Raw genomic sequence first — 24,531 nt, 5'->3', positions numbered from 1 at the left:
AGACAGGTTTTTTGTTTATTTTTGAGCTTTGGAGTGCCTTAAAATAACATGATATCTACCTCATTCTCGCTATCATAACTTTTTGAAGATAGCGGCTGCCGCCATCTCAATTGCAGTTCCCTTTCAATTAACAAAAAAAGCAATATGGTCCATTTAATCACTCATCCTACAAATTTAACACTGGCAGATAAACAGAATTTTACCAGGTTGTTAAGTTATAAAACCAGCACTGTGATAAACTTAAAACCGTGAACCGATGGGACGCTGTTGGTTATTACCGTTTAAATAAGCTCCAAAGGATTATACTGATTTTCAACGCTTCCATCAGCGTAGAGCTTTAAGATTGCATAACCCGGTGCCGTTTCCTGATAATAATATTTGCCTGCCGATTCTTTATCGCCTTCACCCCACCAAAAACCGCTCAACGAACCATTGCAGAAGTAGGATATACCATTATAGCTTACTTCATCTGCCAAATGCTGATGCCCACTCAGGCAAACTTTTACTTTATCACTATGTTGAAAAAAAAGCGATTTTAACTCTTTGTAATCTCCGTGCTGGCCCCCACTCCAAGCACAAGTTGACGAAAGGATTGGATAATGAGACATGATCAGCACTGGCGTGTTGGGCTGTAGTTTAGCTAAATCATTTTTGAGCCAGTCCATTTGCTGAACACCCAACCTTGTTCCCTTCTGATTACCATCAAGAATAATAAAGTGCCAACCTTTTTTGTCAAAACTGTAATAACGGTGCGGCATTTTTAAGCGTTTCGCAGCGTAATCAAGTCCATACATCTCATCTGTTTTAGACGGCGCTTTCCACCAGGGATCATGGTTTCCGATACAGCTAAACACTTCCAAATCAGTTTCACCAATGAACTTATCCCAGACAGCCCACTGCTCGGCAACCATTTCGCGAGTAACATCGTCATAAGATGCATCAAAAATAGCATCACCACCATTTAAGATAAAGTCAACCTCATGAGCGGATAAAGCCTTTTTTAAATATCCGGCTGCTCTCTTAGGAATATTATCACTTGATTTAATATGAACGTCGGTAATGTGGGCGATTGTCAAAACCGGCTTTTGCTTTTCACCCTCTTTTATGCTGACTTTTGTTAACACGCTCCCAAAGCCAAGGGCTAGCGAGCTTTGAAGAAAATCTCTCCTTTCCATTATGAATCCGGTTTATGTTTTTTTATCTGATCATTATACATTCCATAACCTGCTATCATTGCCCAGGCAAGATTAACGAAAGTTGCAGGGTAGGATGCGTCGTAAAGAGTACTTGCACTTAATAAAACACCTCCAAGTATATTGCAGAGATGGAAAGCAAACGACGTAGCTGACCACCGTTTACTGATGAGCAGAAAGTAAGAAATCAGGAAAAGCAATGCACCAATCCATCCAAGGGTATCAAATATTGAATTCAAAACTAATTGGTGCATGGCGTTTAAGATTATTTGTTGTTAACGATCCAACGGTTTACCGTGTTGTGAGCCCCCTCAATTACCACTTTATAAATTTCGGATTTTGAGTATTGAGACAGATCGATATTAAAGCTACCCTTGTTTACTGGCACATCTGCCAAAAAAGTATAGCTATCGCCCTTTCCGATTTGCTTATAATTGTTGGTGCTAGCCAGTAATATCTTCACTTTTCCATTATCTTCTCCACTCACCCATTTTAAATTTACCATATCTCCCGTTCGTTTTGCTTCAACATTATAGAGCGAAACCTTTCCTATCAGACTCACACCATCCAATTCACGTTTTTGATCATTCGATAGCGATACGCCTAAATGTGTGGTCAAAGTTGGCAAAATATCCACCACACTAGCCTTTCCTTTTTGGGCATAAATATTTAAAGGTTTAGCATCCGTTGCAATCCATGAGGAACGCTCCCGATCAGACTGCCCACCGTGACCGCGACCGTTTTTTGGATCACGGCCATGATCAGTAGTCACTACAATGATCCAATCTTCATTAAAATGTTTTTCGCGTTCCCTTACAGCCGCCCAAATCTGCCCAATTCTTCGATCAGCAGCAACAACGGCATCATCATACTGTTTACTGTCGCCAAAAGCATGCCCCTTGCCCAACAGAGAAGGAGAAGACCCAAATGCGGAAAACGGAAATGATTTCCTGCAGGACATCTCAAGAATAAGTAGACTGATTAAACCCTATCATATTGTTGGGCTTTCCGAATATGATGAATATATCAATGCTTTCCAGGATTCTTTTGATCAGGAATTGTGGGCTTTGTTAAAATATGATCCATCTTCAACCGGCTGGGAAAAACTCCTAAAGAAAAAAATAAACTACCTAATCGATTCTAAAAGAAGTCTTCTTCAAAATATTGATTCGTTTCAGTACGATGTCGCCATAGTGACTGCGCTCCGCGAGCCCGAGCTGGAAGCCGTGTTGAACCTCAACGGGAACTGGGAACCTTTCAAACTGGACAACGATGCAACAGAGTACCATAAAGGGATTTTCCAGAAGGATGAAAAAAGGGTGTCTGTGGTCGCAGCCTCGGCCCCACAGATGGGCATGGTTGCAACCTCAGTATTGACCAATAAAATCATCACCAGTTTCCGCCCTAAATTCATCATCATGACCGGGATCGCCGGTGGCGTCAAGGATGCCGCAAATTTTGGGGATGTTTTAGTCACCGAGATTTCCTACGACAGCGGAAGTGGGAAAATTAAAACAGATGATCATGACAATTCTATCTTTGAGCCTGATTACAAATCTATTGAACTCGACGTGGACGTAAAGGAGTTGTTGCTCAGTTGCAAGACTAACAGAAATTATTTGGACGAAATCAAGAAAAAGTGGATGGGTAATAAGCCACTACATGAGCTGAACATTCGAATAGGTCCACTCGCCAGCGGAGCTGGAGTTATCCAGAACCAGAAGATAATTGATGAAATAAAAGGCCATAGCCGAAAGCTGATTGGCATAGACATGGAAACATATGGTGTTTTTTACACCGCTAAAAACTGTTCCAAACCTAGACCGCTTTCGGTAATGTCCTTTAAATCTTTATCAGATTTTGGCGATAAGCACAAAAGCGATGATTACCAAAAATATTGCGCCTACACCAGCGCTAATTTTGCCTACCACTTTATATTAAATGAACTGACAAGTCTCTAGCCGATTCAAAGCGTAATGCATGATTTATCCTTGATCCGCATCCTAAGTATCTTTTTAGCTTAGGTGTGACCAATCAACTTCAACTGTTGGCTTATTTCAGAAAGTGAATGCGAAAATAGGCTGGAAAACTGAAGCACGTCTAGGCATTAGCAGGTAACAGAGGGCAACGACTGGATAAACGATGTAGAGCGAGTTCCTTCCCCCATGTAGCGAGAGGGATACATGATTCTTAAAATCTTTTATGGAAATATAGTCTCTTGCCTGGAAATTTCAGCTTCATCGACCACGTGATTACGTAGCAGATTGACCAGTACAAAGTTGGACACGACTTATCTTTATAATGCTAATTATCAATCTATTGAAATGATCAGTTTAGACCGAAACACACTGATCCTGAATTCCGAAATGAGTTGATCACTCCTAGCGAAATCTCTACTTTATTGACATTTTGGGGTTCAAAGAAATGCTTGTAGAAAACATTGTAATCATGGGCGAATCCAATTAGGATAAAATAAAAGAGAGCATCGATGCACATAAAGCCATTAAGATAAGGCATTGTAGCAAAATACTTTTGGCAAAAAGGGGTCATTTGGATTCGGTTTATCTACTCTTTCCTTGGAGTTCTGATGCATTTGATTTAGGTACTTAACCCAATTGCTATACTTTAGTGTCATATCCGTTGAAATTAATATCAGTCTTTCAAAAGATCAGGTAAAGGATATATTATTTATGTAGTCGCCTTTTACTCGTGTCAAACTAGTAGGGTTTGATTCTCAAGGAAAGAGTGCTCAAATGTGATTGACCGATATTTTACCCGTACATATACGGCATTCCACTTTCCCAAATACTTACATATTTGTATCCATATTTTCTATTTCTTAAAAAAAATCAGTTATCTTGATAATAATTTCCTTCAGATTGATATACTTAATTATAGATACTTAAGCTCGTTTGAGCTAATGTCATTTTTAGAATGCAGTGAAACACTTAATTGCTTCACTTAAGGATTCACAACAATATCCAATTGCATGTATCTTTTACCATTTTTTTCAGGTACTGATTTACTCTCCCCGTCAATAATCATGACTTTTGGAATACTGCTTTGAAGGCCAAACCAACTGGGAAGACCTGCTCCATTGGGATTGCCCGTTTTGATAAAGTTGATTAGATAGGACTGAAAGAACTTTGAAGTTTCAAAATCTTCACTTTCCCATTTATAACTGTTGTTTAGCTTGAGATTTCCAAGGGCATATTCAATATCTGAAGCATGTACCGCCCCCAATATATCTGCATTATGAGATCCTTGTCCGATAAAAGCAGGACGTTTTCTGGAAAACAAATACCGATATACAGGATGACCGTTTGTTTTGCTGTGCACATCAATCCATTTCCAGGTAGAATAAGAAATAAAGCGATCGCTTGCGAGGTCAGTCGCCAACTGAGGCACCTGCTCATCTGTGTTCGCATAATACAGAGCAAATATTTCTTTGCTCTTTGAAGCAAAGACCCTATCCACTCCGGCTTTATAATTTTCAACAGTAGGTTTCTGATTAGACAGAATAGCATTCATACTTCGCTCTGCTGTATTCCATCCTGCCAGGAGCGGCACATCCATCTGACGACCATAGGTATAGGTAGTTAGTGGTTGTTCTACAAAAAAATAACCGTCTACTGTCAAGGGGAACCAGTAATCTTTTGATCTTTTTAATAACTCCTGCGTTGGGATTTTACGTAAGTCAGAGATGCTGTTTGCTCCGCAGGCTTTTACGAATTCGGCGCCTATTTTTTCTGCATTTGCCAGGCTAACAGGAGGTTCGAACCCAAGTATGGAGCCGCTTTGGCCGATCGCACCTTGAAACAATCCTTTTGAAAGCGGTGAACACAGCTGAGCAGAAACTGACATAGAACCCGCTGATTCCCCAGCAATGGTGATCTGATCCGGATTTCCCCCGAATGCTGAAATATTACGCTTGATCCAACGCAGCGCTTCATTCTGATCCTGCAACCCATAGTTACCAGAACTCCCCTGTTTACTTTCTTTGGAAAGATCATGATATGCTAAAAACCCAAAAACACTCAGCCGATAATTTATAGTAATAAAAATCACGCCTTTGCCGGCCATACTTTCTCCGTCGTACCTGGGTTCTGATCCATCCCCACTGGAAAATCCTCCTCCGTGAATGTAGACCACCACAGGTAAGGACTTACCATCCTTTATCTGAGGTTTCCAAATATTAAGATATAGGCAATCTTCACTTTCTTCAGCACTCCTGAAAACCATGTCATCATAAGTATTGCGCTGAGGCGATCGAGCACCAAAAGCCATAGCGTTTTTTATACCATTCCACTTCTTTTTGGGCATTGGTGATCGCCATCTGAGTTTACCCACCGGAGGCTCCGCATAAGGAATACCTTTAAATGCCAGCACACTGCTAGAGAGAACAGTTCCCCTGATTTTACCTTCCTTAAGCGTGACCAACGTTCCACCGTTCTTTGAAATATCATTCTGAGCGAATGAAAGGCTTGAAGAAAATAAGAGAAACAACAGAATTGGAAATTTTTTCATTTCTATCATAATGACCAGATATGGGTAAGCGACGACCCTTTATTTATAGTGTAAGTGAAAGACTGATTATTCTCAACGACTTTTACCAATTGGGGCTCTTCTGAATTATTGGAAATGATAAGCACCCGTTTTCCCTCCGGAGTTAAAAAGGCTACATTACTCACCTTTGTGGTAAGGCTGCTTTCAATTCTATACGATCCGACAGGGACAAATTTAGATGCGTGTGCAATGACATAATAGGCAAGATTGCGAACCACCTTATCTCCGTCTATGGTCACTGCTCCCTGGCATATTGAGCAGCCTCCATTGTCCGTATGAGGATTATAGCTGGGATCTGCCGCGAGATTCCACAAAATCACATTTTTACTCCAGTTCCGTAAGGCACCTATTAATATCCTTCCTACTGGATAGGCGGTATTGAAACCACCATCCTTGCTTACCGCCATCATTTCAGTAAAATAGAGGTTTTTCCCAGGGAAAGCATCATGAACCTTGCCCATGGCAGCCGTCTGACCGGCATATAAATGAAATCCTGAACCATCAATATAAGCTGCCGCTTTCTGATCTGCCAATATTGAGATGGGATATTCCGGAGCATCACAATTGTGGTCATAAAGAACGATTTTCGTTTTTATATTCTTACGTTTAAAGTTTGGGCCCAGATGATCACGGATGAAACGCAGCTCTTCTTTAGCCAAAAACTGCATGCTGGGTGTATTGCCATCATTAAAAGGTTCATTTTGAACAGTCACAGCATCAATAACAATCCCGTGCTTTTTCATGGCCTCTATATATTTCACAAAGTAGTCCGCATAAGTACTATAATATTCATCCTTTAATCTCCCACCCTGAACATTCTTGTTTGATTTCATCCATACCGGTGCGGACCATGGAGAACCCATAATTTTTATCTTTGGGGATATCGCTAAAATTTCCTTCAACACAGGCACCACATCTTTTTCATCCTGCGATAGGGAAAAATGCTTTAACCCAGGATCAGTTTCCCCTGCTTTCAGATCATCATAAGAAAATACATATTCATTCAGATCAGATGCGCCTATACTCACGCGGATATAACTGATCCCCACTTGGCCAGGCCTGTTTCCAAAAAGCTCATTCAGAAGTTTGCTTCTTTCCGTAGCAGACATCTTGGTAATATGCTGAGCGCTTCCGCCTGTCAGCGCAAAACCAAACCCATCAACAGATTGATATTGTTTGGATGCGTTGATGGTAATCACTTCCGCCTTATTATTTCCTGCCTCGGCAATATTCTTTTTTGATAAAAGCATCGTTTTGTCATTGCTGGTTTCCCAACTCTCCACCTTAAGTTGTGCCAGGAGCAGAAATGGAAATGCATTTAAGAACAAAATTAACAGGAATGCATTCTTGGACGGATAATTTGAAAGGGGATATCGTGGCATAAACTTATACTTGGTTTATACAAACTTAGGTGCAAGCCTTCCATTACTTTAATAGGATTTTAACATTTAATGATATTTTGTCTTTGATGAACATCCAAGTAATACCTGAGTGCCTGATCTGTATGGCTCATCAACGCATCATTTAATCTTTTTGCATATGCTTTAACCTCGAAATAATCTCCATACAGGCCCTGCTGTTATGGTAAGGACATTTCCATAGACCAGCCTTATCCTGATTTGCCATCACAGAACCATCCGCATTTCTCCCCCAAAACCACTCACCATTCTGGTGGTCAACTATCTGCTTCTTTGTATAATTCCATATTTTATCAAAAAGTTCAAAAAAAACTCGATTCTTTGATAATTCGAATGCATTTAAGAAACCAACCATGGCCTCCGCCTGTACCCACCAGTGCTTCTCATCATTCCTGTGATTATTTACCGGAGAATATTCATAGATAATGGCCTCCTTATCCATACCCTCTGCAGATGCTTCTGCAATTTTAACGGCCATGCTTTTAAAGTGTGAAATGAGCTCCTGGTGTTTAATCATTTCGGCCGCCTCCAGCAGTAGCCATGATGCTTCAATATCATGACCATAAGAAATTTCACTGGATTTCCTGTTCCATTTCTCATCAAAGAAAAGATTTAGGTGTCCCTCTGTATTTATAATGTATTTATCAAAAACACCTAACAGGCCAATGATCTGATTGCTTAAATGTTCATCAGGCCATATTTTGTAAAGCGTGGTATAGGCCTCCAAAATATGGAGATGCGTGTTCATTGTTTTTTTTTCGTTGGCATCTTTCTGACTCAACCTTAAATCCGGAACTTGATCCCAATTTTCTGCAAAAGCCTCAAAATAGCCGCCATCTATAGGATCGAAACTATGAGATTCGATATCTCGAAATAATACTATTGCCAGATCCAACGCCTCATTATCTCCTGTTGCCAGAAAATATTCAGAAAGGCCGTAAATGGTAAAAGCGATGGCATAAATCTGTTTTTTTCGATCCCTGGGCATTCCCGTATGATCAAGCGACCAGTAAACGCCTCCATATTGTTTATCAATGAAGTGTTCTTTGATATACTGGAAGCCATGTTGGGCTAAATATAAATCCTGCAAATCGCCATTGAAATTGTATGCCGCGGAAAGGCTCCATAAGATTCTTGCATTCAAAACCGATCCCTTTTCAGCATCAGGATTAATTAACTCACCTTCGGCTATCTGACCAACGAACCCTCCAAAATCTAGGTCTATGGTATTGGTCTTCCAGTAATTTAGTATGTTATCAAGTTCAGTTTTGAATTCTTGGGATAAATGCAATAGCTTATGGTCCATTAAAAATATATTTTAAACAAAAATAAATTTTCAAGTAGTTATGTGTTAATACTTTTTTAACATATAAACATTAAATAGCTACATACAGTATCAATACATTTTTATCAAAATCAAATATTTATTTAACATTAAATTTAGGCTTTAAACCCGATTATTGCACGTATTACCATTTAAACTATATTATAAGCCCCATTTACACTAGTATTTATTTACCAATATTCCTCCATTTTCTTAACATGTATATTTTATGATGACGGGATTTTGCTTAATTTAGCACTATACCAAATATAACATGTTAAATAATATGATAAGGGAAATCACACCTTTGACACAAAGTGACTGTTTTACAATTTTTTCACGTACTAAATCCGAATTCGATTTTCCGCTGCATAACCACGATGATATGGAGCTCAACCTTGTGCTCAATGCGCCAGGCGCAGAACGTATTGTTGGTGACCATATTGGCGAAATTAATGATATGGATTTAGTGCTGGTGGGATCCAACTTATCCCACGGATGGTTTACACATAAGTGCCGGAGTACTGAAATTAAAGAGGTAACGATTCAGTTCCACAAGGATCTGCTAGATGAAAAACTCCTGAAACGCAACCAACTTTCTTTTATCAGGAATATGTTTGAACAATCTAAAAGAGGGGTAGTGTTTTCAGCTGATACCATTAGTAAAATTGCACCAAGACTCCTGAATTTAAGTAACAAGAATGGATTCCATTCTATGCTTGAACTGTTATCGATCCTGCATGATCTTTCCATTTCTAAAGACAATAGAATGCTCTCCGATTCCACCTTTACAAAAGAGGATTTCAATTACAATAGCAGGCGTATCGAAAAGGTATTTGAGTATATGAACAATAATTTTGATAAGTTGCTTACCTTATCGGACGTGGCCAAAATCGCCAACATGCCAGAGGCTTCGTTCAGCCGGTTTATCAAAAAAAGGACAGGCTACACCTTTGTTGACAGCCTTAGTGAAATCAGATTGGGTCATATCAGCAGAATGCTTATTGACACCACCCAATCTGTAGCGGAGATTGCCTATAAATGTGGTTTTAACAATATGGCCAATTTTAACAGGACTTTTAAAACCAAAAAAGGTTGTACCCCAAAGGAATTCAGGGAAAATTATGGTGGAAAGCGTGTATTTATTTAAAATATCCTTTGCACAAACTCATGGAGTTGTTCACGCCAGAAGCGCCATTCATGACCGCCCGGGCTATCATGAAACTCATGAATTATACCTTTTTCCTTTAGGATATAATCCAGCGCCAGGTGCCCCTGATATCTTGAATCGTCTTTACCACAGGCGATCCACAATAATTTTATATTTTGATTAACTTCTTTTGGGTTCGAGAATACTGATGGCACTCTTTCATTTATGTCAAAGGCAGCATCACTCAGCAGCCCGGCACTGAACTCGCCGATGTAAGAAAACTTATCCAGATTTTTCAGCCCCATAATGTAAGCTTGACCCCCGCCCATGGAAAGCCCAGCAATGGCCCTCGACTTTCTATCCGCCATGACCCTGAAATTTTTCTCCATATAAGGTATAACATCAGCCAGCAATTCTTTTTCCAGTTGCTCAACGCCATCTTTTGAACTTCCACCGGCCCAGCTTCCATCTATAAGCCCATTGGTCATGACAATAATCATTGGTTTAGCTTTTTTTTCAGCGATTAGATTTTCCAGGATGACATCTGCTTTGCCTGCGGCCTGCGTCCAGCTTGTTTCATTATCCCCGCCTCCATGCCTTAAATATAACACGGGAAATTTCTGGTGTTGGTTTTGTTGATATTCTGCAGGAAGAAAAACCGTCATTCCCCTTAATTTCCGAAGTGAAGATGACTGGTATTTAATGTACTGCAAAAGACCATGAGGAACCTGCTGAACTTCATCAAACCTTGGCTCATCCCCCGGAACTTCGACAATACTGCCATAAAGTTCGGTACCTGATTTTACCACCGGATTTTTGGGATCCAAAATATTGATGCCATCAACCCAGAACTGATACGAATATACACCTGGCTGCTGAGCAGTCAGTTTAATTTCCCAATTACCGGCCGTATCTTTAGTCATTGCAGCAGGCTTCACTGCCCATTCCCCGAAAATCAGGTTTACCGCTGAAGCCTTCGGTGCCTTGAGACGGAAAGTTATACTCTTGTCGTTTGCAACCACTGGTGAGTAAGGTGGTGAAGCAGGCCCCCACCAGCCCTGTACGCTATAAGTATTTTGAGGCTTTTGTGCGTATGACTGGAATCCAGCCAACAGTATCAGCATAAACAAATATCTTTTCATCTTTCGGTTTACCAGCCTTTCATCTCATCAAGGGTGATGACATTTTCAGCATTTATTAAATTATTGATTTCTGCATTCGTGTTATGCTCAAACACCAATTCCGACCACCCCATAAAAAAAGTCCATTTTGGCTGTGTTTTGAGCTGCCCTGCACTCGGCAATTTTTGACATTCACCAATAGCAATTGGCTTGTTCCCTCCCGCTTTTACCATAATATCATACTTATCCTGACTAAAACCACTTTTATCATCATAGATATCCAGCGCCGCAATATCCCAATATTCGGGGCCTGGATTATAATCAACTGCATCTTTTGCCAAAGATTTAAAATCCTGTATATCCCATACCCAGATCAGGTTTGACAGTTTTTTGTTTTTGGTTAAATAGTCGTGCGTGAGCTGGTACAATTTTCGCGTACCGGATGCTCCCGGCCTTCCACCCCACCAGAAAACGCCCTGATTCATCTCATGCAACGGACGGAAAAGTACCTCAACATCTTTCTCCTTCAATTGTTGCAGATAAACTGCAATTTCATCCATCATTGCTTTCCAGCGTAAATTGATAACGGTTCCTTCGGTAAGCAGTTCCGTCCACTGTTGATCTGTTAATTTACTAAGTACACCTTTCTTGTCCCAACCACAAGGTTGCTCCAGTGCAGGATTACAGGCATGCCACATGACATTAACGACTGAACCCTTGCTCCACTGTTTGGCTGCTTCGTTGATCATCGTCTGTCGGTTGGAAATATTTTCCTGCTGAAAAAGAAAATCGCCGCTCCATAATCCCGGGTATCTTCCGGTCGTGACATTTATCTGAACAGTCCATTTCGCGGGTTCAGCATTCGGTTCCCGGTTATGGATGCCGGCAATGGTATATTTTCCTGAAATGGCATACAGATAATTCAGGCTTTTGAACCTGGTTGGTCCGATTGCTTTTTTCAATTTCGGAATCACTACCGTTTTCTGGGACTTAACCTGCCCGATCAAACTGAGGTTTACAATAAGACAAAGTGCGTATTTGAGTATTTTCATAATTTATTTCTTCTTTAAAATATAAACAGCATCGGTACCGGGATTTAAGACCACTGTAGAAATCTGAGCCTTATTATCAATAGATTTAATGTCATTTAATGCAGAGAATTTCCCACTTTCACAATCATATCTTTCTGCAGAATAGACTGCAGATATTAAAGGTATGTTGATTTTGGTTGTGAGTTTTTCTTTTTTAGGGTTATACAGATAGATATAATACTCATTTCCGCATTTGACGCTATATAGTTCCATGTCTGAATTAGATGACGAGACAGAAAAAATATCAAAATTACCTTTCCCAGCCATCATCATCCTGTCTTGTATGATCCTCACCTTACGAATGTAAGTATCAGTCCCCCTATTGTCGAAATATTCCCACCACCAGGACAGTGGCAAAACAGGTGTTGGAGAAAACAGGCCATACCAAAGTCCCCTTTTAAAGTCACTGTCCATCTCCTGGGCAAAAAGGTCAAAGTTTTTCGACCAGTCATATTCATAACCATACTCACCGATCACATATGGCTTACTGAATTCCTTTGTATAATTCACAATTGTCGTTGGGAGTGCCCTGTTGTTTTTATAGATATGCTTTTGATTAAAATCAATATCACTGATACTGTTTAAACCTTTTAGATCCCTATGGGATATACTGGTGGTAACCAAATGATTAAATGGATCAATTTTTTTCATGTATTCAGCCATTTCTTTGTGCCATTGCACAATATCTTCAGCTGGTATTGGATTGTTCTTATCTCGGAACTGGACATTGTCAATTTCATTAAAAAATTCCCATGCACCAATTGCAGCGCTGTATCCCCAGCGGGCAACAATAAAACGCAGTCGGTTATAGTACTGTTTTTTAGCTCTTGGATCCTTGAAAAACTCAGCGGTGGATACCTGATAGCGACCGTTCTTTGCATCATAAGAACCCGGACCCAAGGTGAGCATCATGTATAAACCTAGCGAATCTGAAAGGTTGACCAGCCTATCCATTTTTGCGATCGCACTGGGATTGAAATAAGCTGAAGAATTGGTGTAGCGTTTATTATTAATACCGCTCTTCCAGTCCAGCGGTAAATTCCAGGAACATATCCAGGTCCGAAAATAATTTCCACCATGCCTGGAGAGTGCCGGCAACATATATTCATAATTGTACTTAGGATTCTCATGGAGTGCCTTGAAGAATTTGGAATCATCATCATCTCTTGATTCCCAGCAAATATTTTCACCGATACCACGGAAAGCATCACCATTATCAAATCGAAATGCCCAGTTGCTTCCCGCATGTAAAATTCCTTTGTTTTTGGAACCTGTAATATTGAAAGTTTTAGTAGCCGTGGAGAAAACAAGTTTTTCGTTCTTTTTCAGATGAAACCTATAGGTATACTTTCCTTTTTCCTTCGCCATAAATCTTGCTTTCCAGGTCGATTTTTTGGTATCTCCAGATTCATAGTAACAGGGCAGGACCAATCGCTTTCCTGAAGGAGATTTTAATTCCATATCCATCGAGATGTCCTCCTGCAGATAAGGATTTTCAAAATCAGCAGTTAAATCAATTTTCCACTCTGCTTTTTCATATTGCTTCGCATTTCTGTTCTCTAAAACGAAAGCGATAATTTTGTTCTGCGCCTTCAAACTGATTACAGCGAGCATAAATCCTATAGTGCAAAAGCCTTTTATCATCTGTTCTTTAATCATTATAATTTATTTTGTTGGAGAGTTTTGCTTAGTAGCGGCTAAAGCTTGAGCACATTCACATCAATAATTACAATCACTTCATTATTTGCTGAGTTGAGGCGATATTTAATTGCATCATGTACAGCAAAAGCGAAGCACCATTCTTTTTCCGTTATAATTTGCTTTCAAAAAGCTAAATAATTGAAAGATAAAACGACGCCGCATATCAATAGCCATTGGTTTTCAAAATCCTGAGCATAGGTATGCATCTTATTATATTGCAAATTTTCAAGTGTTATAAACGTATAATGATAAATTCATATGGACAATATGATTTTGAAAATATGTCACAGGATTTTTATTTTGACATTTTAGTTTAATATTGCTGTAATAATTTGATAAGCTGAGGGCATCAAATCAACATTCTGCCCTTAAAGCCTGTAAGTATCTACCTTATATCTAAAAGACAACGATTTTAGATTTGATGATAGTAATTTACCCATAGCTTAATATCAATTGACTTGCGCTAAGTATAGAAATAAAATATTTTTTATAGTTAATGAGTATTCCACAAAATATATCAAATTATAAACTGTAGGTAATATACGTCTGTAATTTTGCTTTCCACATATTGAAAGCCCCTTTCAAAAAATCCTGATATTTATAACTATCATTTAGGGCGTAAGCTGAGGAAAATATCCAAAGGTTTCAGCATTTAACATTGAACCTCTGGATATTTCGTGAATGATACTTTATGACTTTTCACCAGTCAAACCGTTTATTATTTATTAGCGACAGGTCCTCTTAGTGATTAATAAATATTTTACAACTCCTATTCTATTACCTTTAGGAATACACTAATAGGTTAAACTTTTGTTGTTTTGCGTTTCTGCAAGAGCGGTTGCTTTATTTTTGTTAACAAGATTCACAATTGTGTCAACAGTTAACGAAGATTTCAAACCATCTTCTGGAGTATTGATTACATAATCACTAAGTTTTTCCAAAGTTGAAGTTGCAACATGCATACGTGTATCAGATGAGGCATAGTAAATAAAAACTTTCCCATCTTCATCCAAAATCCAACCATTACAAAACGCAACATTAGAAACATCGCCAACTCTTTCCTCACCCTCTGGAGCGATGAAATATCCTCCAGGTTTGTGAATCACTTTGGTAAGATCATTTAAGTCTGTCATAAACATGTACAAGACGTACCTTAAACCTGCGGCAGTATTTCTCACACCATGAGCTAAATGTAACCAACCTTTTTCGGTTTTTATTGGAGCTGGGCCCTGCCCGTTTTTGGCCTCGTAAACGGTATGGTATTCTTTTTTGAAAAGAATAAATTCGTGGTCGATTTCAGCATTCTCTATAGATTTTGATAAACCAAAACCAATTCCACCACCACTGCCTGCTTCTATAAAGCTGTCCTGTGGCCTTGTGTAAAAGGCATATTGGCCATCTACAAATTCTGGATGTAAAACCACGTTTCTTTGTTGCGGGGAGGGAGTTTTTAGATCTGCCAACCGATGCCAATTTTTTAAATCTTTAGTCCTGATTATACCACACTGTGCCATCGCTGAGGTTTGGTCTCCAACATGAGCAGACGGATCACGCTTCTCTGTGCAGAATAGACCATAAATCCAACCATCCTCATGTTCCACAATACGCATATCATAAACATTAGTATCCGCATTTTCGTAGGCATCGAAAACAATGGGATAGTCCCAGAACCTAAATCCATCTATACCATTATCACTTTCTGCAACAGCAAAAAATGACTTTCTATCAGATCCTTCCACGCGGGCAACCATAATGTATTTCCCTTTGTACTTTATCGCTCCGGCATTGAACACTGCATTGAAGCCAATGCGTTCCATAAAATATGGATTAGAAGTCGGATCGAAATCATACTTCCATGTTAATGGCACATGTGCCGCAGTAAGTACTGGATATTTGTATCTTTCGAATATTCCATTGCCCTCTTCTTCTTTCAGGTTTTCTTTGTTTATCAGTAAATCCTGTGCTTTTGCTAAAAGCGCTATACGATTCTTAAAAATGGATGTCATGCTCTTCTTATGTATTAATTTTATTTGTGATAGTATAATTCTATACACTCTACTATTATTCAATTAACTGGTTATCAAATTTTAAATAGATAACGAGTTGTTAATTTTCTTGCTCTATTTTATCTTTTGTTCTTCTCTGTTCCAGTTCTCCGGATATTGTATTCATTAATGAATCGTTTAATTTGTAAAAACCAATGAAAACTGCCGAGAGTGCTGCACCTGTTGCGGGTATAAAACTTAACATCATCCTGATGCCACTTTGTGTCTCTATTGTTTGAGAAACATTTGCTTCAAAACCATAAATCGCAAGCATCCAACCGGTCAGGGCTCCTCCAAGTGTCCAGCCCAACTTTTGCGACATGGAGGACGAGGAAAAAATCAGCCCAGTCGCGCGTCTTCCTGTTTTCCATTCAGAATAGTCAGCAATATCAGCGTACATGGACCATAGTAGTGGAAAAATACAGCCAGCACATATACTAATCAAAAATTGAAAAGTGAAAATTAACATTAGATCGTTTTCTTTGAAGAAATAGAACACACAGCTCAAAAGTGCAGCAATCAACATTGCATAGAGAAAGGTATTTTTCTTACCAATTTTATCCGAGATTGGTTTTGCCAAAACCACTCCAACAATGTTGGCCGCCTGTCCTAAAACCAAGTAAAGTGTGCTGTAGTTAATGGCTACTTTAAATATGGGTAACTCGAAGGCCTGTTGGCTTTGAAAATAATATTTGAAATAATAAATGACTGATCCATCTCTCAAGGAATTGAATATTAGTGTTGAAACCCCAGCTCCCAGCAGAATGAACCAAGGTTTGTTTTTAGCTAAATTTTTCAAATCATCTTTAAGAGATGACTTCTGTTCCTTTGGTGGACTTATTCTCTCTTTTGTCCATGCAAATGTGAAGTAAAAGAAAACAGCAGCAATGCAAGCATATAAAACCATCGTAAAGAACCACCCTCTTTGTGCATCTATTCCTGATGCTGTTTGGCTGAACCAACTTACCAAGGGCTCTGCCGTAGCCAACACCAGGATACTACCCGCAAAGGCGAAAACAAATCTATAGGTAGAAAGCGCAGTTCGGTCTTTGATGTTTGATGTCATAACCCCCATTAGAGAGGCATATGGCACATTGATTGCTGAATATACCATCATCATAAGGGTGTAAGTGACGTATGCATAAATTACTTTCCCGGTTAAACTTAGATTTGGCGTGGTGAAAGTAAGTACGCCGACTATCCCAAAAGGGATAGCTACCCACAATAGATAAGGTCTGAACTTGCCCCATTTTGTATTGGTCCTGTCAGCTATAATTCCAATAATTGGATCCAGGGCCGTATCCCATATTCTGGTGATCAGGAACATCGTACCAACTATAGCTGCTGATATTCCGAAAACATCCGTGTAGTAATACAGGAGATACACCGAAAAAATTTTCCAAAACATAGATGAGGCAAAATCCCCAAATCCGTAAGCAACTTTTTCTTTGAATTTTAATTTTTGATCCATTCTTTTTATTAAATTCTTTATGATTTATTCTTGACGATTTTCCTGGTCTGAATTGCTTAAAGTAAATAAATAACGCTGAATTTTATCTATTCCAACCCGGCATTTCGTCGAGTGTTACCACATTAACCGCGTTGTGTAATGCTTTAATCTGCGCCTGGGTATTGCTCTGTTCTTTAAATACCAGCTCCGACCATCCCATAAAGAAGGTCCATTTAGGCTGCTCCAATAACTGTTGGGGAGTAGGATATTTTTCGCACTCTCCAATTGCAATTGGCTTGCCCTTGGCGATATCAAGTATTGTTTTATACTTTGCTGCAGTGTAACCTGAACCATCAGAGAAATACATGTCCATTGACACCACATCGAAATAATTATCACCTGGATTATAAGTATTTACATCACTTGACAAACTACCAAAATCCTGTATGTTCCATACCCAAATCAAATTTGACAAACCTTTTGTTTTAGTCATATAATCATGTGTAAGCTGATAAAGTTTTCGAGTACCATTGGCTCCAGGCCTTCCCCCCCACCAAAATTTCCCTTGGTTCATCTCGTGCAAGGGACGCCATAAAACTTCCACACCCTTATCCTCTAATTGCTGAAGATAAATACAAACCTCATCCATCATCTGTTTCCACTTGGTATTTATCGCAGTGCCATCCGTAATTAGTTGTGTGAACTGCTCATCACTTAGTGAACTCATTACACCTTTCCCATCATCCCAGCCACAAGGCTGAGAATTGGCTGGATTGCAAGCGTGCCACATGATATTGATAATTGCTCCCTTTTTCCATTGGTTAACAGCTTGGTCGATCATAATCTGACGATTATTAATATTATCTGCCTGAAAAAGAAAATCTCCACTCCAAAGTGCAGGATATTTGTCGGTCACCGTTTTTACTTCCTCGGTCCACCTGGTTGGATCTGAATTCGGTTCGCGGTTGTGCATGCCTGCCACCGTTTTATTTCCAGAAATCTCGTTGAGGTAATTAATTGTTTTGAAAGGAGAAATTGATACCCCAACTGGTGGTTTGACACCGTCAATACTTGGCTCTGGATTTATATCCTCACCACCTTTACACGAAGTAAAAATGAGTATGGCTAGAAACATTAATCCGTTAATAATCTGTTTTCTCATAATTTTTTAATTCTAAAGATATATTTTTCGTCCAGCGGATCTAGATGATACTTAACCTTGACCCGTTACTTATAGCTTTTTCACATCGACCCAAAATCTTCTCGGCTTTCTGACAACCTTGTCGTAATCGGAGTATATCTTACTGTAGTCATCCACCCCTTCCAATGGAAAGTCAAAAGAACTATCTGTTATAGTTTTATTGTTATTGTTTCCAAGAGACAAGCTACCGGCACCTCTGAAAGTTGCGACTGAAACGATGCCGGTCGATGAAGTAAATTTCACAACGTTAGTTGTATAATCTCGTTCCCACTTACCTTCGCCAATAGGGATTTTTCTATAAAAATTGTTTACGTCTGTTTGAGGATTTCCTATGAATACGTAATCGGCATACTTTCCGTCTGCACCTGCACTATTGGTAACCTTACCATAGGTTTTTCCTTCAGCAGTAACGCCTTGGAACTCAAAAGTGAGCCTGTTATCCAATTCCAATGAAGGACCTGTAGTCGCTGACCATAACCAAGGCTTAGCTGAAAAATCTATAACTTCACCACCGCCATATTCAGGCCCGGTGCCTCCATAAACAACCTGTTTTTGAATTGTATAAGTTCCAAGGAGTGTTTCTGTAAATGGAATAAGTTCAACCGTCCATTCTCTTGATTTTCCAGATTCTGAGGTGATGGTATATTTATATTTATTATTGTTGGCTGCAAAATTTACTTTTTCACCAGATAAAGGTTTTATTTCAGATTTATAAGATGTTTGAATCTGGGCTGACACAGCTGAAAGATTTGTGTTTGCCTGAACCAGTACTTTAACTGCTACGGTCCCCGCCTGTCTATCTACGACTGCAGGTCCGATTTGTGCCAACCCATCTCCTAGGGTCACAGCTTCGATGGAGCGCTCATTGCTTACAACATCATCATAGGGGTCTTTTTGGCAAGCACTAAATAAAATTGTTGTAATCATTAATATTACAACCACGAGTTTATTGTTCCTTTTCATTGTAGAATATTTATGGTTTCATTAACGGATTAGTATCTAATTCTCTCTGCGGTATAGGAAAGAAATATGCTCCACTGGTAATTGTTTTACCGTAATCCTGCGCCATTTTTTCCATACCATTTGTACGGCGTAGGTCAAATAAACGATTACCCTCAAATGCAAGCTCCCAAGCCCTTTCCAGCACTACAGCATCACGAAATGCTTTCACACTTAAAGACGGCGGCAAGTCACCAAGTCCAGCCCTAGCCCTTATCCGATTTACTGCTGAATATCCTTCACTTGGACCAGCAGCCTCCGCATAAATAAGAAGTATGTCAGAGTAGCGAATAATAGGAGAATTTGCATTCATTTTATCGGCATCACGTCCTGGGTCTATAAATTTTCTGGAAAATGGCCTTGAAGCAGAATTGATGTCGAGGTTGTAAACAGTACCAGAATTAGTATAGGAAGACACAATAAGATCTGTTTTTCTCCTGTCAGTGTTTGCATAACTATTGTAATGACCGGCTTCTGTCCTAAAGTGATTCCAGCCTTGTCCAATATTAATTATCGGACTAGTTGCGTTACTTGGGTTATAGGGAATAGACATGGGGCGATCAGAACCGAGAAACATGTTTGGTAACTTGGTATATTCACCCTCTCTTACACCCAACCGATCAACAGCAGCATCAAAGATATGCTCGTTAACACTTCCAGCTGTCTTATATAGAGCTGTATTCCAAATGTCAACCAGTGTATTGGTGAACCCAAAAACAGACTGGTCATTAATCACTTTAGCAGCATAAGTCTTTGCATCTGTATACTTTTTTTCTGCATCATCTACAAAAGCATATCCAGGGGAATTATAACTTTTAGAAGAGGCTAAATGCAAGTATACTTTGGCTAGCAAAGCCTGAGCAGCAACCTTGTTCGCTCTACCTTCTTTATTTTTAGCAATACTCATTAAACTTTCTGCGTTCTTTAGATCACTTTCTATGAGATTGTATATCTCACTGAGAGATGATTTAGCCATCGGAACCTGCTCTGCATCAGCAATAACCCCTGTTCTTAACGGAACTGCTCCAAACATCCGCACTAAATTAAAATTGTGCAAAGCTCTCAAAAAATACCCTTCCCCAATAATTTGGTTTTTGTTAGCTGGGGTGATACCTTCGACATTTGGGACATTTGCGATCACTGAATTGGCTCTCGCAATACCTCGGTATAAATACGTCCACAAATTATCTAAATCCGCATTTGTCGGTGTCGTCCTGATCTCATCCAATTCAAAATTAGAGACTCCTGCATCACCTTTTTGCGTTAAGTTCTCTGTAGGAAGTTCAGTAATAATGTAATAACCCCGGGAATAATAACCAACCTCGGGAAGTATTGCATAAGCATAAGCTAATGCTGAATTTGCGTCTGCTTCTGTTTTATAAAAAGAGCTGGTATTTACTAAACCATATGGCTTTTCTTCTAATTTCTGACAGCTTGATAAAACCGTTGCAAAAACAAATGCACTGTATATATATTTTTTTATGTTCATGATTATAAAATTAAAAGCCAATATTTAACCCTAGTGAAATTGCTCTTGGTCTTGGATACGCACCCTCATTAACACCATTTTCTCCAAGTTCCGCATCAAAGCCTGGATTAAACTTGGTGAAGGTGTAAAGATTATTACCAGAAAAGAATACCCTTAAACTTTTTATCCCCTTTACAGGGTTAGCCTTAAAATTATATCCCAGGGTGACGTTTTGAATACGCAAGAAAGAGCCATCCGTGATGAAGAAATCAGAAGCTAGGAAACCTCTTGTATTATTTGCTCTTGGAATCTCATTACTAGGATTATCCGGTGTCCAACGCATGATCTGCCTGCTTGGTGTCAGCTTTCTAAAATCAAATACATCATTACCGTAAATCCCGTAAAACTGAGCAGAAAGGTCAAATCTTTTGTATTTTAAGTTTGTATTAAAACTATATAAAAAGTCCGGGGTTGGATTTCCGATAATGGTTCTATCATTGCCATCAATAACTCCATCAGGAGTTCCATTTGGTCCAGATATATCAAGATATTTTATTTCACCTGGTTGCGCAGCAGCTCCGGTTAAGCCAGCAGCAATACCCTCCTGAACTGTTTGTATTATCCCATTAGATTTATAACCATAATAAGCAAACATCGGCTGACCTACCGTGTAGGTTAGAATTCTTTGTCTAACCAACTCATAGAGAGTTCCCACATCAACCCTATTTTTTTCCCCCATGCTAATCACCTTATTCCGATTGCGCGTGAAGTTAACTCCAACATTCCAAGAAAATTCACTCTTTCTAATGATATCCGCATTAAGCCCAATCTCAATACCTTTGTTGTTAATCTCACCATCGTTGATCCATTGTTCATCAAAGCCTGATGAAGGAGCAATAGTTCTCAACCTTAGAAGATCATCGGTATTTTTGTTATAATAATCAATAGTCAATCTAAACCTTTGATCCATAAAGCCAATATCCACACCTAAGTCTAATGAGGTTGTAGTTTCCCATTTTAAGCTGTTATTCCCTAGACCTCCGACAATTGTTAAACCCTGTTCATTGTTTGCACCTGATAAACCTGGACCAAACCCTGTCTGAAAACCATCACCTGTAAAGTATCTTGCCGTTCCAAACCTGTCCAATGTTTGATACGGGCTAATACCCTGATTTCCCGTAAGCCCATAGCTCACTCTGAATTTAAGTTCTGAGAAAACATTAAGTGATTTGATGAATTCTTCTTCGTTGGCTTTCCATGCCACTGCACCAGATGGAAAATATCCCCACTTGTTATTGGAACCGAATTTACTTGAACCATCAGCTCTTGCTGTTAAAGTGAAAAGATATCGATCTTTGAATACATAATTAGCTCTTCCAAACCATGATGCAAGTTCTGATCTTGAGAGTCCATTAGCAATAATCCTGTTTGCTGCTGTGCTTAAGTTTTCGTTTTGAATGTTATCGTTTACAAAACCATTTCCTATCAAGTCACTCGTTCTTGTATTAAATTTTTGGAAAGAGTAACCCGCGACAAAGTTAATGCTGTGGTCTTTCCCGAAGGTTTTATTTGCGGTCAGATAATTTTCAGTCAGCAATTCAGTGGTGTTGAAATTATTAATTGCACCATAGCCATTGCTTTCAAATCCTCTAAAAGTTACAATTGACGGCTCATATACATCTCCTATTGAATTACCATATTTTGAGCTTAGTTGCGTTCTGAACTGTAACCATTTGGTTATTTTGGCGTTGGCATAAACTGTTCCCAGTACATCAATTGTCTTACTAGTGTTCAATACCTCATTGGCATTTGCCAATGGGTGTCCAAAATCTGTGGGACTTGTTCTGAAATAATTTCCCTTATCATCATAAACTGGAAAAACCCTTGTGCGATCTGCATTAACCTGTACACCGTTGTTCTTCGTATAGGTAAGAATTACGTTAGTACCCACATTAATTGCATCGGTAAGTTTTTGGTCTAAGTCTAACCTAGTAGCGAAGCGATCATAAAAATTTTTAATGACCAAACCTTCTTCCTTATAATAGTTTCCTGAAATCGCATATTTAGTCTTTTCACTACCACCATCTGCAGTGAGTGTATAACTTTGAGAGAATGGTTTACGATACACCAAATCAACCCAATCGGTATTGTGTGGCCACTTTGGCTTTGAAGGGTCAAGGCCTCGTAATTCTGCTATGGAAGGAAAATATACTCCTCCACGTATCTCACCAAGATATGGCAGTTGGTTTGCTGGGGTACCTCCTGTTAAAGCTGCTTCATTAGCAAAAGTTGCCTCATCAATAGCATCTCTCCAAAGGTCAGGCTTGGCAGACATAGCAGATACCGTATTAAGTGTACTTAATGAAATGTTAGACTGCCCGAGCTTACCTTTTTTTGTTGTAATCAGGATGACACCATTTGCACCTCGCGAGCCATATATAGCTGCAGATGAAGCATCTTTCAACACCTCAATCGATTCAATATCATCAGGATTTATTTGCTTCAAATTACCCGCATCACCCCAAGGAAAACCATCTACAACCATCAAAGGACTATTTGAGCCGTTTAGTGAGCTTGTTCCCCGAATACGTATAGTGGCTCCTGCACCTGGTCGACCTGAACCGGATATAACTTGCACCCCAGGTATTTTACCCTGCAAAAGTTGATCTACTGAAGCCGAAGGCGTGCGATTTAGATCACTTCCTTTTAAAGTCGAAACAGAACCTGTGAGGTCACTCTTTCTAACCGTGCCATAACCTACAACGACAACTTCCTCCAGATTTTTAAGATCCGGTAGCAGGCTAGTTCTAATAGTGTTTTCAGTGGGTAGAACCGCAATTTCTTTGGTTATCATGCCCACCATTTTAAAAACTAGTATATTACTTTTTCCAGAAAGTGTTATCGTATAATTTCCATTATTATCAGAAGAGGTTTGTATGTTTTCTCCTTTGACAGAAATTATAACGCCAGGCAAGGGCTTGGCAATTTCGTCTACTACATTTCCTCTTATTGTTCTTTGTTGCGCAGACACTGTATCAGCGCTTATTAACACAAAGAGAAAGCAAGTTAATGCGATGTAAAAAATTCTACTCATAAAGTTTAATTTGGTTAATAAATATTTGTCCAATTAATTAGTAATTGATAAATCAAAACTAACCCTTATTGAATTATCCTATTAATACTATTTTAACATTTGATAGTATTAATAATTGATGAGCGAGTACGTTACGATAGGCTTACTTACAATGAAGTCTTCCAGCTTAGCAATTTTAGATATTTGAATTTTATTTTACCCTTTTCCTCAATAATACATTTCATCGAAATTCCCAAACACTTGTAAAACTTTTGGTAAAATTCTGAAACTTATTTTAGTCCATATATCAGCGAAAAATTTGAAAATTGAGCATCTTCTGCGGTATCACCTTTATAGTGTAACCCTGGCCTCGGGCTCCTGTCCCATTGTTCAAGGGACATTCCATTTAAGTTCATATCCAAAGCTATTTCTTTCCAATCCATATCACCCTGTTTGTAAAATTAAGTTTTTAATGCCAGGCTATTCAGCAGACTATCTATCAGTCAAGGGCGGCGTTAGCCGTTTATATACCCTTGACTGATTGAAAAAGGTCTGCTATAGCTTTGCATTAGAAAAAACTTAAGGCTATGAAAATGCCATTGCGACTCAATGACAGCATGAAACTTATACAGATATTGACATCAGAGCAGAATTCAACTGGCGAAAAAACTGTGGTTATCCTGTTGAAGATTACCAATCTATTCCAGATAAATCCAGGACTCTTGTAAAAA

Annotated in this window: 18 protein-coding genes; 2 read left to right on the top strand and 16 right to left on the bottom strand. The window is 39.1% G+C overall.

Features of this window, described 5'->3' with window-relative positions; genetic code table 11:
- Nucleotides 1-281: 281 nt before the first annotated feature.
- The 3 genes from OQZ33_RS11410 to OQZ33_RS11400 are packed head-to-tail and all read right to left on the bottom strand — an operon-like array spanning nt 282 to nt 2,100.
- Nucleotides 282-1,175: a metallophosphoesterase family protein gene (locus OQZ33_RS11410; RefSeq protein WP_265799153.1), complete on the bottom strand. Its 894-nt coding sequence runs from the start codon at nt 1,173-1,175 to the stop codon at nt 282-284.
- Nucleotides 1,175-1,447, bottom strand: a complete 273-nt coding sequence (locus OQZ33_RS11405) for a CBU_0592 family membrane protein (RefSeq protein ID WP_265799152.1) — start codon at nt 1,445-1,447, stop codon at nt 1,175-1,177. Before OQZ33_RS11405 ends, OQZ33_RS11410 begins: the two co-directional genes overlap by 1 nt.
- A gap of 11 nt (nt 1,448-1,458) precedes the next feature.
- Nucleotides 1,459-2,100: an alkaline phosphatase family protein gene (locus tag OQZ33_RS11400; protein WP_265799151.1), complete on the bottom strand. Its 642-nt coding sequence runs from the start codon at nt 2,098-2,100 to the stop codon at nt 1,459-1,461.
- Between OQZ33_RS11400 and OQZ33_RS11395 the strand changes: the two genes are divergently transcribed.
- Nucleotides 2,093-3,154, top strand: a complete 1,062-nt coding sequence (locus OQZ33_RS11395) for a hypothetical protein (protein WP_265799150.1) — start codon at nt 2,093-2,095, stop codon at nt 3,152-3,154. The genes OQZ33_RS11400 and OQZ33_RS11395 overlap by 8 nt on opposite strands.
- Before the next feature lie 1,000 nt (nt 3,155-4,154).
- Here OQZ33_RS11395 and OQZ33_RS11390 read toward each other — a convergent pair.
- The 3 genes from OQZ33_RS11390 to OQZ33_RS11380 form a co-directional block, all read right to left on the bottom strand.
- Nucleotides 4,155-5,720 carry a carboxylesterase/lipase family protein gene (locus tag OQZ33_RS11390; RefSeq protein ID WP_265799149.1) on the bottom strand — a complete coding sequence of 522 codons (1,566 nt, stop codon included), beginning with the start codon at nt 5,718-5,720 and terminating at the stop codon, nt 4,155-4,157.
- A 5-nt stretch (nt 5,721-5,725) separates the two neighbouring features.
- Nucleotides 5,726-7,141: a glycoside hydrolase family 30 protein gene (locus tag OQZ33_RS11385; RefSeq protein ID WP_265799148.1), complete on the bottom strand. Its 1,416-nt coding sequence runs from the start codon at nt 7,139-7,141 to the stop codon at nt 5,726-5,728.
- A gap of 142 nt (nt 7,142-7,283) precedes the next feature.
- Nucleotides 7,284-8,483 (bottom strand): AGE family epimerase/isomerase, encoded by a 1,200-nt coding sequence (locus tag OQZ33_RS11380; RefSeq protein ID WP_265799147.1) that lies wholly within the window; start codon nt 8,481-8,483, stop codon nt 7,284-7,286.
- Between the two features lie 403 nt (nt 8,484-8,886).
- Here OQZ33_RS11380 and OQZ33_RS11375 point away from each other — a divergent pair, with 403 nt between their 5' ends.
- Entirely contained in the window at nt 8,887-9,651 is a 765-nt protein-coding gene (locus OQZ33_RS11375; protein WP_265799146.1) for an AraC family transcriptional regulator, read from the top strand.
- Here OQZ33_RS11375 and OQZ33_RS11370 read toward each other — a convergent pair.
- From OQZ33_RS11370 to OQZ33_RS11325, 10 genes are all read right to left on the bottom strand, one after another.
- Nucleotides 9,648-10,793 (bottom strand): esterase, encoded by a 1,146-nt coding sequence (locus OQZ33_RS11370; protein WP_265799145.1) that lies wholly within the window; start codon nt 10,791-10,793, stop codon nt 9,648-9,650. The genes OQZ33_RS11375 and OQZ33_RS11370 overlap by 4 nt on opposite strands.
- An 8-nt stretch (nt 10,794-10,801) precedes the next feature.
- Entirely contained in the window at nt 10,802-11,824 is a 1,023-nt protein-coding gene (locus tag OQZ33_RS11365) for a glycoside hydrolase family 26 protein (RefSeq protein ID WP_265799144.1), read from the bottom strand.
- A gap of 3 nt (nt 11,825-11,827) precedes the next feature.
- A complete protein-coding gene (locus tag OQZ33_RS11360) occupies nt 11,828-13,522 on the bottom strand; it encodes a DUF5060 domain-containing protein (protein ID WP_265799143.1) in 1,695 nt (564 codons plus the stop codon).
- 836 nt (nt 13,523-14,358) lie between these two features.
- A complete protein-coding gene (locus OQZ33_RS11355) occupies nt 14,359-15,570 on the bottom strand; it encodes a glycosidase (RefSeq protein ID WP_265799142.1) in 1,212 nt (403 codons plus the stop codon).
- A 100-nt stretch (nt 15,571-15,670) separates the two neighbouring features.
- Nucleotides 15,671-17,080: an MFS transporter gene (locus OQZ33_RS11350; protein WP_265799141.1), complete on the bottom strand. Its 1,410-nt coding sequence runs from the start codon at nt 17,078-17,080 to the stop codon at nt 15,671-15,673.
- 82 nt (nt 17,081-17,162) lie between these two features.
- Nucleotides 17,163-18,221 (bottom strand): glycosyl hydrolase, encoded by a 1,059-nt coding sequence (locus OQZ33_RS11345; protein WP_265799140.1) that lies wholly within the window; start codon nt 18,219-18,221, stop codon nt 17,163-17,165.
- 69 nt (nt 18,222-18,290) lie between these two features.
- The gene (locus OQZ33_RS11340; RefSeq protein WP_265799139.1) at nt 18,291-19,223 is read right to left on the bottom strand and encodes a hypothetical protein; all 933 of its coding nucleotides are present in this window, start codon (nt 19,221-19,223) and stop codon (nt 18,291-18,293) included.
- 10 nt (nt 19,224-19,233) lie between these two features.
- The gene (locus tag OQZ33_RS11335) at nt 19,234-20,748 is read right to left on the bottom strand and encodes a RagB/SusD family nutrient uptake outer membrane protein (RefSeq protein WP_265799138.1); all 1,515 of its coding nucleotides are present in this window, start codon (nt 20,746-20,748) and stop codon (nt 19,234-19,236) included.
- A 10-nt stretch (nt 20,749-20,758) separates the two neighbouring features.
- Entirely contained in the window at nt 20,759-23,821 is a 3,063-nt protein-coding gene (locus OQZ33_RS11330) for a SusC/RagA family TonB-linked outer membrane protein (RefSeq protein ID WP_265799137.1), read from the bottom strand.
- Between the two features lie 269 nt (nt 23,822-24,090).
- Nucleotides 24,091-24,243 carry a hypothetical protein gene (locus tag OQZ33_RS11325; protein WP_265799136.1) on the bottom strand — a complete coding sequence of 51 codons (153 nt, stop codon included), beginning with the start codon at nt 24,241-24,243 and terminating at the stop codon, nt 24,091-24,093.
- Between the last annotated feature and the right edge of the window lie 288 nt (nt 24,244-24,531).

It is taken from the genome of Pedobacter sp. MC2016-05 (genome assembly GCF_026239735.1).
GTDB lineage: Bacteria > Bacteroidota > Bacteroidia > Sphingobacteriales > Sphingobacteriaceae > Pedobacter.
This window is presented reverse-complemented; position numbering and strand designations above follow the sequence as displayed.